Origin of the sequence: Lacisediminihabitans profunda (assembly GCF_008040105.1) — a bacterium.
In the GTDB taxonomy this organism is placed as follows: Bacteria; Actinomycetota; Actinomycetes; order Actinomycetales; family Microbacteriaceae; genus Lacisediminihabitans; species Lacisediminihabitans profunda.
Genome location: NZ_VRMG01000008.1, coordinates 238906 through 252847 on the forward strand (window position 1 = coordinate 238906; position 13942 = coordinate 252847).

The window sequence follows — 13942 nt, forward strand, 5'->3', positions numbered from 1 at the left end:
CGTGCATAACTCCTGCAATTCACCTGGCGTAGCCGACCAACACCCCGAATACGCGGGAGCGTCACGACCCTGCCCGCCGAACTGCAGGAGTTATGCACGCCGCGGCGGCGGGATGCCGCACAGCGGCACTCCGCGGCGGCGGGATGCCGCACCGGCGAGATGCCGGGGCGGCGGGATACCTCAGGCCAGTTCGCCGCTCAGCGCAGCCGCTGGCAGAAGGCGCAGAGATGCGAATTGCGGTTCATGAACGACTCGCGCACCATCAGCCGTCCGCAGCGCGGGCACTCCTCGCCCTGCCGCCCGTACGCGTTCAGCGAGTGCGAGAAGTAGCCGGATGCCCCGTTCACGTTCACGTACTGGGCGTCGAAGCTCGTGCCGCCCTCCGCGAGCGCCTTGCCGAGCACGAGCCGCACCTCGGCGAGGAGCGAGCGTGCGCGGGCGCGGCTCAGGCTGGCCGTCGGCTGGTCGTAGTGGATGCGGGCCGCCCAGAGCGACTCGTCCGCGTAGATGTTGCCGACGCCGCTGATGAGGGTCTGGTCGAGCAGGGCGCGCTTGATGCCGGTCTTGCGTTTCGCGAGGGCCGTGAAGAACTGCGCGTCGGAGAATGCCGGGTCGAGCGGATCACGGGCGATATGGGCGACCTGGCTGGGCACCAGAGCCGCCTCGCCGCCGAACCCGCCCGGGCGCCCGTCCGGCGTGCGCACGAGGTCGTCGATTGCCATCGATCCGAAGATCCGCTGGTCCACGAAGTCGACGCGCAACGAACCGAGTCGGTCCTGGTCCAGATCCAGCCTGATTCGCAGGAGCGCGTCATCCGGTTGCCCGACATCGCGCAGAAGCACCTGCCCGCTCATGCCGAGGTGCACCACGAGAGCCTCTGCCCCCGCCGAAAACGCAGGAGATTCTTCGTCGACGGCGGCGTATGCCGGCTGGGGCGCCGTTTCGAGGCGAATCTCCTGCGTTTTCAGAGAGCCGGGAGCCGCGGGACCCGCGAGAGAGCCGGGAGCCGCGGGAGAGCCGGGAGCCGCGGGAGACGCGGCAGCGGATGCGGCGGCCAGCGGCAGCCAGAGGAACTTGCCGCGGCGAACCGCCCCGGTGATAGTGCGTCCGGTGAGCCGGTCGATGAAGTCCTCGCTCGGGCCGTTGTGGCGGCGAAGCGAGCGCTCATCGAAGACGGTCACGGCGCGAACTGTCGCCCCGGTGACCGCCGGCTCGAGGCCAGCCCGAACCACCTCTACCTCGGGAAGCTCCGGCACGCTCAGTCGGACTGCGACAGGGCGGTCCAGGCGTCGAGCGCCGCCGCCATTTCCGCTTGCTTCTTGCTCGTGCCGTCGCCCTCGGCCACGTCTATACCGCCGAGGGACACGGTGGCGTGGAAGCGCTTCGAGTGATCCGGTCCGCTGTCCGTCACCTCGTAGCGCGGGAGGCCACGGCCTGTCCGGGCCGCCAGTTCCTGCAGGCTCGTCTTGGGATCCATCGCCGCGCCGAACCGCTCCGGGTTGGTGAGCAGTGGACGGATGAGCCGCAGCACGAGTTCGGTGGCGGCCTCGCCGCCGGCGTCGATGTACGCGGCACCGATCACCGCTTCCACCGTGTCGGCGAGAATCGAAGACTTGTCGCGACCGCCGGTGAGCTCTTCACCGCGGCCGAGACGGATGTGCCTGCCGAGCCCGATCTCGCGGGCCACCTCGGCGAGCGCCAGGGAACTCACCAGGCTGGCCCGACGCTTGGCGAGTTCGCCCTCGTCGAGGTCGGGGTTCTCCCGAAACAGCATCACCGTGACGGCCTGGCCGAGAATCGAGTCGCCAAGGAACTCGAGGCGCTCGTTGTGCGCGACGCCACCGTGCTCGTACGCGTACGAGCGGTGCGTCAAGGCGAGCTCGAGTAGGTCCGGACTGACGCTGACGGCGAGGAACTCGACGAGTTCGCCCCGTGTTTCGCTAGTGCCCGGCATCGATCGCTCCGTCAGAGCAAGCGAGTGGACTAAACGTCCGCTACCTTGCGACCCTTGTACTCCATGTACAGCGGGGCGCCGGTGGAGTCTTCGACAACCTTCGCGCGGTGCGGGAGGCTGTAGGTGGTCTTGCCGCCTTCGACGGTCTTGACCAGGGTCGGCGGGGTGGCCTTCCACTGGGCGCGACGCGCACGGGTGCTGGCGCGTGACATCTTGCGCTTCGGAACTGCCATGACTATCTCTTTTCTCTACTCGACGCCGCTTGCAGCATCGGTTACATCTGGGGTGGTGGTGTCTGCCAAGTCACCGAGCGCAGCCCACCGTGGATCGATGGGAGCCTCGTGCTCGTGGCCCGGGTTGTCGAGTAGTCGCACCCCACACTGCGGGCACAGACCGAGGCAATCTTCTTGACAGACCGGTTGGAACGGCAGTGAAAGCACCACCGCATCCCTGACTACGGGTTCGAGGTCAATCGTGTCCTCGTGAACCTCGTATTCAAAAGCTTCGTCTGAAGAATACGCGAAAAGCTCCTGGATTTCGACCTGAACGGGTTGTTCGATGTCGATCAGGCAGCGACCGCACTCGCCGGCGGCCGTTCCCTCGATGTCCGCGCTCACCAGAATGCCGTCGTGGAGAGACTCCATGCGCAGGTCGATTCGCAGCTCGCTGCCCTGTTTCACGCCGATCATGGCGTTGCCGAAGGACTCGGGCACGATCACGTCGAGGGTACGCTCACGCATCTCGCCGGGGCGGTGCATGAGGTCGTACACGTCGACGGTGTATGGGGTCTTGATCACGTGAGGCACCCAACGAGTTTACGCGAGCCGCGGGTCCGACCTTCGTCCCCTTCCGAAATCCATGCATTCCTGCCCGACTCGCCGCTTGCCGACGCATCCGGGCGGCGTGTCGCCGGAATTGCATGGATTTCGGAAGCAGAAGCGGAAGCAGAAGCGGAAGGAGAAGCGAAAGTCGGGCGGAACTCGGAACGCGGACCTCGGAACTCGGCGGGCGACGCTATTCGACCGCGGTGAACGCCTCGTCGTAGATCTCGAGGGCGCGAGCCACCTCGTCCGCCGTCACGATGCACGGCGGCACGACGTGGATGCGGTTGTCCGCCGCGAACGGCAGCAGCCCGCGCGACATGAGTTCGCCCTTGAGCCGGGCGATCACGGCCCCGGAGACGGGATTGCGGGTGTCCGGGTCGTCCACGAGGTCCAGGGCCCAGAAGACGCCGAGGCCGCGCACCTCGCCGATCATCGGATGCTTGCGCGCCAGCTCCGCGAGTCCGGGCTCGAGGTGGTCGCTGCCGATCACCCGGGCGTGGTCGATGATCCCCTCGTCGTCCATCGCGTCGATCGAGGCGACGATGGACGCCATGGCGAGCGGATGCCCCGAGTAGGTGAGCCCGCCGGGGAACACGACGTCGTCGAACGCGTTGGCGATCGACTCCGAGATGATCACCCCGCCGGTGGGCACGTAGCCGGAGTTGACGCCCTTCGCGAAGGTGACGAGGTCGGGCTTCCAGTTGCCCTCCTCGCGCGAGAATCCCTGCCAGGAGAACCACTCGCCGGTGCGGCCGAACCCGGACATCACCTCGTCGAGGATGAGCAGGATGCCGTACTTGTCCGCGAGCGCCCGCACGCCCTCGAGGTAGCCGGGCGGCGGCACGAGCACGCCGGCCGTTCCCGGGACCCCCTCGAGCAGGATCGCCGCGATCGTGGACTGGCCCTCGGACACGATCATCCGCTCCAGGTGGTGCAGCGCGCGCTCGCACTCCTGCTCCGGCGAGTCAGACCAGAACTCGGACCGGTAGGCGAACGGCCCGAAGAAGTGCACGTGTCCGCGGGCGAACTCGTTGGGCATCCGTCGCCAGTCCCCCGTTGCCACGATCGCCGCTCCGGTGTTGCCGTGGTACGACCGGTATTGCGAGAGCACCTTGTCGCGTCCGGTCACGAGCCGCGCCATGCGGATGGCGTTCTCGTTGGCGTCGGCACCACCGTTGGTGAAGAAGACCTTGCTGAACGGCCGGCCGGCCTTGGCCAGGATGCGCTTGGCCGCCTCGCCGCGCGCGAGGTTCGCGTGGGCCGGGGCGACCATCGTGAGGGTGTCGGCCTGCGCCTTGATGGCCGCGACGACCCTCGGATGCTGGTGCCCGATGTTCATGTTCACGAGCTGGCTCGAGAAGTCGAGATAGTGATTGCCGTCGAAGTCCCAGACGGTGGAGGCGAGCGCCCCCGCGATCACGAAGGGCTTCAGCGCCCCCTGGGCGGACCAGGAGTGGAAGACGTGGGAGCGGTCGAGTTCGTAGGCGTGTTCGCCGGCCGCGGGGTCGAGAATGTTCATGGCTGCCTTTGTGAGCGGTGCGGGGGCCGAAGACGGCCCCCGCACCAGACTAGTGAGTTGTTACTTGCCACCCTCGGCGAGGGTGACGTCGATGGGCTTGAAGTTCGCGCCCGTGGTGTCGACGTTCTCGGACTTGAGTTCGCCGAGCGCCTTCTTGATGTAGGTGTTGGTGTAGGCGTCGGAGTCCGGCGCCTTGGTGATCACTGTCGAGCCCTCGAGGTTCTTGGCATCCATCGCGACCCCGACCGTGCGCTTCCAGTCGGCGGCGTTGATGACCCCGATTCCGTCCGGGGACGGCCAGATGAGCTTGTTGACCTCGTTGGTCTGCCAGAGCTGGTGGCTAGTGCCGAGCTTCGTTCCGTAGGAGACCACGATGTCCGCGGCCTTCTGCGGGTTGTCCCTGGCGTAGATCCAGCCCTTGATCACGGCCTTGAGGAACTTGACCGTTGTCGCCTGGTACGCCTTGTCGCTGGAGAGTTTCGCGGTGTTGGCCCAGATCGCGTCCTGAAGCATCGCCGTTCCCTCCTTGTTCCAGTCGATCACGTTGAGGTCGCTCGCCTTGTAGAGCTCGCCCGTCGCCGGGTTCTTCGTCTCCAGGATCTGCGCGTACTCGTTGTAGACCATGGCCTGCGCGGCATCGATGTCGCCGGAGAGCAGGGCGCTCTCGTCGAAGTTCTGCTGCACCAGGGTCACGTCCTTGGCCGGGTTGAGCTTCGCCTTTGTCATTCCAGCGAACAGCTCGAACTCGTTGCCGAAGCCCCAGTTGCCCACCTTCTTGCCCTTGAGATCGGCGGCGCTCGTGATGTTCGCCTTCTTCATCGACACCTGGAGGGTTCCCGAGCGCTGGTAGATCTGGCCGACGTCGGTAATGCCGGCGCCCTGCTCGCGGGACGCAAGCGCCTTCGGAACCCAGGCGATCGCGAAGTCGGCCTGGTTGTTGGCGAGGACGGTCTGCGGCACGATGTCCGTTCCGCCCTCGAGGATGGTGACGTCGAGTCCCTCATCCTTGAAGTAGCCCTGCTTGAGCGCCGCGTAGTACCCGGCGAACTGCGCCTGGGCGAACCACTGGAGCTGCAGCTTCACCGGGGTGAGCGCCCCGGATGTCGCGCTGGACGAAGCGGATGGTGTTGACGTGGAGCATGCGCTGAGCATCAGGGCGGCGGTTGCGGCCATCGCCGCAGCGCCGAGCACGACTCTTCTGCTGGGTTTCATTCGATCTCTCCTTGGCTGTGATGGAAGGTGCTGGTGCTTTCTTTCTGGTGCCCCCTGACGCCGTCGGCAGGGTGACGCTGGGGAGGTCAGGTCCTCCGACGCGAGGCGAGCCTCTCGAGGACGAGCGTGACGCCGTAGAAGACGACACCGAGCAGAATCGCGGCGAACACGTAGGCCCAGGCCCGCGGGTACGCGCTGTTGGCCGCCGCGGAGGTGATGCGCGAGCCGAGCCCGTTCTGCAGGCCACCGAAGTACTCGGCCACGATCGCGGAGATCACCGCGAGCGACGACGCGATGTTGAGGCCGGTGAACACGTACGGCAGGGCCCCCGGGATGGTCACGGTGCGGGAGATCTGCCAGTTGGAGGCCGCATAGGCCCGCATCAGGTCGCGATGCACCGGCTTCACCTGGCGCAGCCCGCGAACGGTGTTGATGAAGACCGGCACGAACACGACGATCGCCACGATCACCCGCCGCGGTGTCTCGCTCGTGGCCCCGAACATGCTGCCGAGGATGGGCGCGAGAGCCACGATCGGCACGACGGCGACGGCCGCCACGATGGGGGCGATGAGCTCGTCGACCACCGGCAGGCGGGAGGCGAGAAGCGCGATGAGGATGGCGATCACCGCCCCGATGACAAGCCCGACGAGGGCATTCGTGCCGGTCGCCACCGTGGCGGGCACGAAGAGCGGACCGATGAGCTGCACCTGCGTCCAGATGGCGAGCGGCGACGGGAGCAGGTAGGGCTGGATGCCCGCGAGCTGCACCACGAGCTGCCACGCGATCAGCGCGAGCACGCCGAGCAGCACGGGCGGCAGCACCCGGCGCACGATCACCGAGTTCATCGAGACTCCACCCCGCGCACCGCGGACGCCGCCGGCGCGCCGTGCAGGGCCTCGCGAACGGCCGTGACCCCGGCGAAGAACCGCGAGTCTTCGCGCAGCAGTTCGCCGCGGTCGTCGCCGAGGGCCACGGGCACGATCTCGCGGATGCGGCCGGGGCGCGGGCTCATCACGACCACGCGGTCACTCAGGAAGACCGCCTCGGGGATGGAGTGGGTCACGAAGACGACGGCCGCCCCGGTCTCGGCGCAGATGCGCACGAGCTCGGACTGCATCCGCTCCCTCGTCATCTCATCGAGCGCGCCGAACGGCTCGTCCATGAGCAGCAGTCGGGGCTTCTCGGCGAGCGACCTCGCGATGGCCACTCGCTGCTGCATCCCGCCGGAGAGCTGCTCGGGGTATTTGTCACCGAAGTCGGAGAGCCCGACGAGGGAGAGCAGCTCCGCCACCCGGTCGCGGCGCTCGCGGGCCCCGAAGCGATGCAGCGCGAGCGGCAGCTCGATGTTCGCGGCGACCGAACGCCACGGCAGCAGGCCGGCGCTCTGGAATGCGATGCCGTAGTCCTGATCGATGCGCGCCTGGCGGGCGGTCTTGCCGAACACCGACACCGTGCCGGCCGTCGGCTCGTCCAGATCCCCGATCAGGCGGAGGAGCGTGGACTTGCCGCACCCGGATGGGCCGATGAGGGAGACGAATTCGCCGGGCGAGACGGTGAGGCTCACGTCGTCGAGGGCGACGACGGTGCCGTCGCCCTGGCTCTTGGCGCGCTTCGACCCCGTTCCCGCGAAGGTCTTCGTGACGCCGACGATCTCCACGGCGTGCTGGCTGGAGTCGGTCATGACTGGGCCTCGTTCCTTCGATAGCGGCTGAGCGCGAGGCCCATGATGGAGACGATCCCGGCGGCCGCGAGCCCCATGAGCACCGCTCCGGCGATCGGCGAGTATGCCTTGGCCGGATCGCTCGAGCCGGACTGCGCGAACTCGATGATGAGTCGCCCGATGCCCCCCTCGGTGCCTGTCGACACCTCGGCGACGACGGTGCCGATGATGGCGCTCGCGGCGCCGAGCCGCATGGCCGGCAACAGGTAGGGCACGCTCGCCGGAAGCCTCAGGTAGAACAGGGTCTTCCACCAGCCGACCGCGTAGCTGTGCATGAGCTCGGTGTGCGCGACCTCGGGCGACTGGAACCCGCGCAGGGCACCGATCGCCACCGGGAAGAAGGCGAGGTAGCTCGCGATCACGGCCACCGACATCCAGCGCTGCCAGCTGAAGCTGCCGAACTGCAACTGGCCGCCCCAGGTGACCACGAGCGGAGCGAGCGCGATGAGCGGCACGGTCTGGCTGAGCACGAGCCACGGCAGAACCGCCGCCTCCGCGACGCGGAAGCGGAGCATGACGAGAGCGAGGCCGATGCCCACCACCGCCCCGATGAGCAGCCCGAGGAAGGCGGTGCCGAGGCTCGACACGCAGCCGAGCAGCACGATGAGCCAGACCGGCTGCGAGTCCGCGGCGGAGGTGAGAGGCTCGGCCGTCCGGGCGAGCATGGCGCCGAGGTGCGGCATCGAGATGTCGTCGGTGCGCGGCAGCAGCAGCACTCCCCCGACGCCCCAGCCGGCGAGCGGTCCGAAGCTCTTGTAGAGCTCCCAGGCCAGGGCGAGCAGCAACACGCCCGCCGTCCCGAGCGCGATCGCGCGAGCCCGCTTGCCCGCCGTGCGCCTCATGCGGCCTCTCCGGTCATGCCTTGGCCACGATCTGTTCGCGCAGGGCAGGCATCACGGTCTCGCCGTACACCCGAAGTGTCTCTTCCTTGTTGTCGTGCTGCAGGTAGCCCGCGAATTGGTCGACGCCGAGCTCCTTCAGCGCGCCGAGCTTGGCGATGTGGTCGCTCGCGCTGCCGAGCAGGCAGAACCGGTCGACGATGTCGTCCGGCACGAAGGCGGCGTGGGTGTTGCCGCTTCGCCCGTGCTGGTTGTAGTCGTAGCCCTCGCGCGCCTTGATGTAGTCGGTGAGCGCGGCGGGTACCGACGAGGACTCGCCGTACTTGGCCACGATGTCGGCCACGTGGTTGCCGACCATGCCGCCGAACCAGCGGCACTGGTCGCGCATGTGGGTCCAGTCGTCGCCGATGTACATCGGCGCCGCGACGCAGAACTTGACGGCGGCCGGGTCGCGGCCCGCCTTCTCGGCCGCGTCGCGAACGGTCTTGATCATCCACTCGGCGATGTCGAGATCGGCGAGCTGCAGGATGAATCCGTCCCCCACCTCCCCGGTGAGTTTGAGGGCGAGGGGGCCGTACGCGGCCACCCACACCTCGAGCTCGGAGCCGTGGCTCCAGGGAAACTGCAACTGCGCGCCGTTGTACTCGACGGACCGCGAATTCGCCAGTTCGCGGATCACGTGGATCGCCTCGCGCAGAGCCTTGAGCGTCGTCGGCGCCCCGTTCGTCACCCGCACCGCCGAGTCGCCCCGTCCGATGCCGCAGATGGTGCGGTTGCCATACATCTCGTTGAGCGTCGCGTAGAGCGAGGCCGTCACCGTCCAGTCGCGTGTTGCCGGATTGGTGACCATCGGGCCGACCTTGATCCGGTGCGTCTCGGCCAGGATCTGGCTGTAGATCACGTACGGCTCCTGCCAGAGCAGGTGCGAGTCGAACGTCCACACGTACTCGAATCCGTGCTGTTCCGCGAGCTTGGCGAGGTGCACCGTGCGGGACGCCGGCGGGTTGGTCTGGAGTACTGCTCCGAATTCCATGGCTACTGTGCTCTCTTCTTCGCCCGCGAATGTTCCCGTTTGTCAGGATTGGACCCGCTCGCCGGGGAACAATCGTGACAAAGGGGAACAACCGCGGAGTTGGGGTTCATCAGATCAGGTATTGGGAGAGGCCGCGCTTGAAGTACTTTCCGTCGCCCTTCGTTCCGACGTAGCGGTTGTCGTCGACGATGACCTTGCCGCGGGAGATCACGGTGTCGACGTGCCCGTCGATCTCGAAGCCCTCCCAGGCGGAGTAGTCCATGTTCATGTGGTGGGTCTTGTTCAGGCCGATCGAGGTGTGCCCGTTCGGGTCGTAGATCACGACGTCGCCGTCCGCGCCGGGCTGGATCACACCCTTCTTGCCATACATGCCGAACATGCGGGCGGGGGTCGTGGAGGTCACCTCCACCCAGCGCTCGAGCGAGATCTTCTTGTCGACCACGCCCTGGTAGAGCAGGTCCATGCGGTGCTCGACCGAGCCGATGCCGTTCGGGATCTTCGAGAAGTCCCCGAGCCCCATGTCCTTCTGGCCCTTCATGCAGAACGGGCAGTGGTCGGTGGAGACCATCTGGATGTCGTTGGTGCGCAACGCCTGCCACATGTGGTGCTGGTGGCCCTCCTTGCGCGAGCGCAGGGGGGTGGAGCACACCCACTTGGCCCCCTCGAAGGCTCCCCACTCCCCGCTCTGGGCGCCGAGCTGCTCCTCGAGCGACAGGTACAGGTACTGGGGGCAGGTCTCGCCGAACACGTTCTGGCCGTTGTCGCGGGCGGCGGCGATCTGGTCGACCGCCTGCCTGGCGCTCACGTGCACGACGTAGAGCGGCGCGCCGGTGAGGTTGGCGAGCATGATGGCACGGTGGGTGGCCTCCTCCTCCGCCTGCCACGGCCGGGTGAGGCCGTGGTAGAGCGGCGAGGTGTTGCCAGCGGCCACCGCCTGCTGCACCAGCAGGTCGATCACGCTGCCGTTCTCGGCGTGCATCATGATCATCGAGCCGTTGCTCGCCGCCTTCTGCATCGCCTTGGTGATCTGGCCGTCATCGGAGAGGAAGACGCCCTTGTAGGCCATGAACAGTTTGAAGCTCGAGACGCCCTCGGCGAGCAACTCGTCCATCGCCACGAGCGACGAGTCCTGCACGTCGCTGAGGATCTGGTGGAAGCCGTAGTCGATCGCGCAGTTGCCCGCGGCCTTCTCGTGCCAGAGGTGGTACTGGTCGAGGATGTTCTCTCCCGCGTACTGCACGACGAAGTCGACGATGGATGTCGTGCCGCCCCATGCGGCGGCGCGCGTTCCCGTCTCGAAGGTGTCGCTCGCGTTCGTGCCGCCGAACGGCATCTCCATGTGGGTGTGCGCATCGATCCCGCCGGGGATCACGTACTTGCCGCGGGCGTCGATCACGGTGTCGACGTTCGACTCGACGTCGAAGCCGAGCAGGCTCGACCCGGGGGCGAGCACCGCGGCGATCGTCTCGCCATCGATGAGCACGTCGGCCGTGGCGGTGCCGGTCGAATTGACGACCGTGCCGTTCTTGATCAGGGTCTTCATCGCGATTCTTCCCGCCGCTCTACGGCGCCACCGTCGCGGTGTACGACTCCGGCCGGCGATCCCGGTAGAACTGCCAGGCGTTGCGCACCTCGCGCAGCACGTCGAGGTCGAGGTCGCGGATCACGATCTCGGTCTTGTCGGTGCTCGCGACATCCCCCACGAAGTTGCCCCGCGGGTCGACGAAGTACGAGCTGCCGTAGAAGGTGACGGCGGCGTCGCCGAACTCCTCCGTCTCGGTGCCGATCCGGTTGTTGGCCCCGATGAAATACTGGTTCGCCGCCGCAGCGGCGGGCTGTTCCAGCTCCCACAGGCGGTTGGAGAGGCCGGGTTTGGTGGCCGAGGGATTGAAGACGATCTGCGCGCCGCCCAGCCCCAGTTCGCGCCATCCCTCCGGAAAGTGCCGGTCGTAACAGATGTACACGCCGACCTTGCCGACGGCGGTGTCGAAGACCGGGTAGCCGAGGTTGCCTGGACGGAAGTAGAACTTCTCCCAGAACTGCGGGAGGTTCGGGATGTGGTGCTTGCGGTACTTGCCGAGCATCGTGCCGTCGGCGTCGATCACGACAGCCGTGTTGTAGTACACGCCCGGCATGTCCTCTTCGTAGATCGGCAGCACGATCACGAGCTTCAGTTCCTTGGCGAGAGCCTGGAAGCGCTCGACGGTCGGGCCCGGAATCGTCTCGGCGTAGTCGTAGTACTTGGTGTCCTCGATGATGCCGAAGTACGGCCCGTAGAAGAGCTCCTGGAAGCAGATGATCTGCGCGCCCTGCGCGGCGGCATCCCGGGCGAACTGTTCGTGCTTGGCGATCATGGATTCCTTGTCGCCGGTCCATGTGGTTTGGGTGAGCGCTGCACGTACGACAGTCATCGGGGCCTCCATTGCCATCTTCGTTTTGTTATTGTGCGCCGTAAACATTTCCCATATGTTTCATTGTGTGACGTTGGCGTAAACATAGAGGCGAATCGGAATCAGATCAATGGTTGAGCGCAAGGACGTGTCGTGACGGCGATCGCGCGGGCCGTCGAGGAGACGTCGCCGCATGGCATCGCCGCGGCGGTCGCCCGCCTGATCACCTCCGGCGACCTCGCCCCCGGCGACCGGCTGCCGACCGTGCGGGAACTCGCCGCCGACCTCGGTGTGAGCCCGGCGACGGTGAGCCACGCCTGGCAGGCTCTGTCGAGCGTCGGCCTCATCATCTCGCGCGGCCGAAGCGGGAGCTTCGTGATGGCCACCCCACGCAAGTGGCTTCCCCCGCGGTTCCAGGGGCTCGCCGGCCAGCTCGAGGCCACCCGACTCGACCTCTCCACCGGCACCCCGGATCCGGTACTCCTCCCGGCGCTCGGCCCGGCCCTCTCCCGCGTGTCGATGCGGGCCGGCACCGTGAGCTACCTCGACCAGCCGGTGATCCCGGAGCTCGAGGCCATCCTGCGCTCGACCTGGTCGTACGAGGTCGAGGCGGTGACCGTGGTCGACGGCGCCCTCGACGCTCTCTCCCGCGCGATGGAGATCACGGTTCGTTTTGGTGACCGGGTGGTGGTGGAGGATCCCGGCTTCCCGCCCATCTTCGACCTGCTCGACCACTTCGGTGCGGTGCGGGTCCCCGTCGGGCTCGACGCCGACGGGATGCGCCCCGACCTGCTCGAGGAGGCCCTCACCCTGCGGCCGACCGTGATCATCCTGCAGCCGCGGGCCCAGAACCCCACCGGTCGGTCGATGACGAAGGCGCGGGCCGAGGAACTCGCCCGCGTCGTGAAGCGCAGCCGCCACGCGAGCGACGCCATCATCATCGAGGACGACCACTCCGGCGAGATCGCCGCGACGAGGGATGTGAGCCTCGGGGCGTGGCTGCCCGACCAGGTCATCCACATCCGCAGCTTCTCCAAGTCCCACGGCCCCGACCTGCGGATCGCGGCGGTCGGCGGCAACACCGAGATCATCGAGCAGCTCGTGGCTCGTCGGATCCTCGGGCCGGGCTGGACCTCGCGGATGCTGCAGACGATACTGCACGACCTGCTCACCGACTCCACCTCCGTCTCCGAGGTGAACGACGCCCGCCGCGTCTACCGCGCACGCCAGCGCAAGCTGTCGGAGGCGCTCGGCCGGGCGGGCCTCACGGTCGCCCCGGCCGACGGCATCAACACCTGGCTGCCCGTCGCGGACGAGCGCACCGCGGTCGTGCGGCTCGCCGCTGCCGGGATCCGCGTGGCGGCGGGCACGCCGTTCCAGGTGGGCCAGGCCGGGCAGGGCAGCCTCGCCGGTCCCGGCGGACACTTCGTGCGCGTGACGGCGGGCCTGGTTCGGGACGACTTCGACTCCGTCGCCGCCAGCCTCGCCTCAGCGGCGTGGCCCTAGGGCGTGTCTCCTTATCGTTGCTGGTGATGTTTGCCATCATTTTTGGGTGACTCGTTTTGCTGTGTTGTCGGATGCCCAGTGGGCTCGGATCGAGCCGTTGATGCCCAGTTCGGTCGGTCGGTCGGGGAGGCCTTTTCAGGACCACCGGCGGGTCGTGGAGGGGATCATCTACCGGTATCGGGCCGGGATTCCGTGGCGGGACTTGCCGGATCACTTCGGTTCGTGGAAGACGGTCTGGAAACGGCACCGGCGGTTCTCGGGAGACGGGACCTGGGATCTGGTTCTCACCCGGCTGCTCGCTGATGCCGATGCGGCCGGGGTGATCGAGTGGGAGGTGTCGGTGGATTCCACGGTGAACCGTGCCCACCAGCACGCTACGAACCTTCCCCGCGACACAGGGGGACCTGTCGAATTACACGAAATTTCGGCACGAGCCTCCTGATCATGCAATCGGCCGGTCGCGCGGCGGTTTGACGACGAAGATCCACCATCTGTGCGATGCGAAAATGCGTCCGCTGGTAGTGATTGTCGCCCCGGGGCAGGGTGGCGACGCACCGATGTTCCCGTATCTGTTGACTGCGCTGGAAGTGCCACGGCATGGCCCGGGACGACCTCGGTCGACCCCGGTTCGGGCCCTCGGCGACAAGGCGTATTCGTCGAAAGCGATCAGGAAGCTGCTGCGGTCCCGCGGCATTCAGGCAGTCATACCGGAACCGGCAGACCAGATCGGCCACCGGAAACGGCGCGGCAGCAAGGGTGGCCGGCCGCCCGCCTTTGACAAGGAGATTTACAAACGCCGCAACGTCGTCGAACGCTCCTTCAACACGTTCAAACAATGGCGTGGCATCGCCACCCGCTACGACAAACTCGCCATCACCTACCGCGGCGGAGCCGTCCTCAGGGCCATCACAATCTGGCTCAAAGCATTAGGAGACACGCCCTAGA

The 13942-nt window shown here is 67.1% G+C and carries 14 protein-coding genes; 2 read left to right on the forward strand and 12 right to left on the reverse strand.

Annotated features, from left to right (window positions below):
• Positions 1–197 precede the first annotated feature (197 nt).
• The 12 genes from mutM to FVP33_RS12070 form a co-directional block, all read right to left on the reverse strand.
• Complete coding sequence (gene mutM, locus FVP33_RS12015) at positions 198–1256, reverse strand: bifunctional DNA-formamidopyrimidine glycosylase/DNA-(apurinic or apyrimidinic site) lyase (protein WP_147783903.1); 1059 nt, start codon at positions 1254–1256, stop codon at positions 198–200.
• 2 nt (positions 1257–1258) lie between these two features.
• Positions 1259–1954 (reverse strand): ribonuclease III, encoded by a 696-nt coding sequence (rnc, locus tag FVP33_RS12020; RefSeq protein WP_147783904.1) that lies wholly within the window; start codon positions 1952–1954, stop codon positions 1259–1261.
• A gap of 29 nt (positions 1955–1983) precedes the next feature.
• Positions 1984–2187 carry a 50S ribosomal protein L32 gene (gene rpmF, locus FVP33_RS12025; RefSeq protein ID WP_147783905.1) on the reverse strand — a complete coding sequence of 68 codons (204 nt, stop codon included), beginning with the start codon at positions 2185–2187 and terminating at the stop codon, positions 1984–1986.
• 15 nt (positions 2188–2202) lie between these two features.
• Positions 2203–2751, reverse strand: coding sequence for a YceD family protein (locus FVP33_RS12030; protein WP_342779868.1), 549 nt, complete (start codon positions 2749–2751; stop codon positions 2203–2205).
• A 217-nt stretch (positions 2752–2968) separates the two neighbouring features.
• Positions 2969–4297, reverse strand: coding sequence for an aspartate aminotransferase family protein (locus tag FVP33_RS12035; RefSeq protein WP_147783906.1), 1329 nt, complete (start codon positions 4295–4297; stop codon positions 2969–2971).
• Positions 4298–4357: 60 nt separating this feature from the next.
• Entirely contained in the window at positions 4358–5509 is a 1152-nt protein-coding gene (locus tag FVP33_RS12040) for an ABC transporter substrate-binding protein (RefSeq protein WP_147783907.1), read from the reverse strand.
• Between the two features lie 86 nt (positions 5510–5595).
• Positions 5596–6354 carry an ABC transporter permease gene (locus FVP33_RS12045; RefSeq protein ID WP_147783908.1) on the reverse strand — a complete coding sequence of 253 codons (759 nt, stop codon included), beginning with the start codon at positions 6352–6354 and terminating at the stop codon, positions 5596–5598.
• The gene (locus tag FVP33_RS12050; protein WP_147783909.1) at positions 6351–7190 is read right to left on the reverse strand and encodes an ABC transporter ATP-binding protein; all 840 of its coding nucleotides are present in this window, start codon (positions 7188–7190) and stop codon (positions 6351–6353) included. The genes FVP33_RS12045 and FVP33_RS12050 overlap by 4 nt, the downstream gene beginning before the upstream one ends.
• The gene (locus tag FVP33_RS12055) at positions 7187–8071 is read right to left on the reverse strand and encodes an ABC transporter permease (RefSeq protein ID WP_147783910.1); all 885 of its coding nucleotides are present in this window, start codon (positions 8069–8071) and stop codon (positions 7187–7189) included. The genes FVP33_RS12050 and FVP33_RS12055 overlap by 4 nt, the downstream gene beginning before the upstream one ends.
• A gap of 13 nt (positions 8072–8084) precedes the next feature.
• Positions 8085–9101 (reverse strand): TIGR03842 family LLM class F420-dependent oxidoreductase, encoded by a 1017-nt coding sequence (locus FVP33_RS12060; protein ID WP_147783911.1) that lies wholly within the window; start codon positions 9099–9101, stop codon positions 8085–8087.
• Positions 9102–9210: 109 nt separating this feature from the next.
• Complete coding sequence (gene hydA / locus FVP33_RS12065; RefSeq protein ID WP_147783912.1) at positions 9211–10644, reverse strand: dihydropyrimidinase; 1434 nt, start codon at positions 10642–10644, stop codon at positions 9211–9213.
• 19 nt (positions 10645–10663) lie between these two features.
• Entirely contained in the window at positions 10664–11512 is an 849-nt protein-coding gene (locus FVP33_RS12070) for a nitrilase-related carbon-nitrogen hydrolase (RefSeq protein ID WP_147783913.1), read from the reverse strand.
• Between the two features lie 132 nt (positions 11513–11644).
• Between FVP33_RS12070 and FVP33_RS12075 the strand changes: the two genes are divergently transcribed.
• On the forward strand, positions 11645–12997 hold the full coding sequence (locus tag FVP33_RS12075) for an aminotransferase-like domain-containing protein (RefSeq protein WP_147783914.1): 1353 nt from the start codon (positions 11645–11647) through the stop codon (positions 12995–12997).
• 46 nt (positions 12998–13043) lie between these two features.
• Positions 13044–13941, forward strand: a protein-coding gene (locus FVP33_RS12080) for an IS5 family transposase (RefSeq protein ID WP_425460948.1) whose coding sequence is annotated in 2 segments (ribosomal slippage) — positions 13044–13405 and positions 13404–13941 — 900 coding nt in all. Because the reading frame shifts where the segments join, the coding sequence is not laid out codon by codon here.
• Position 13942: the final 1 nt, after the last annotated feature.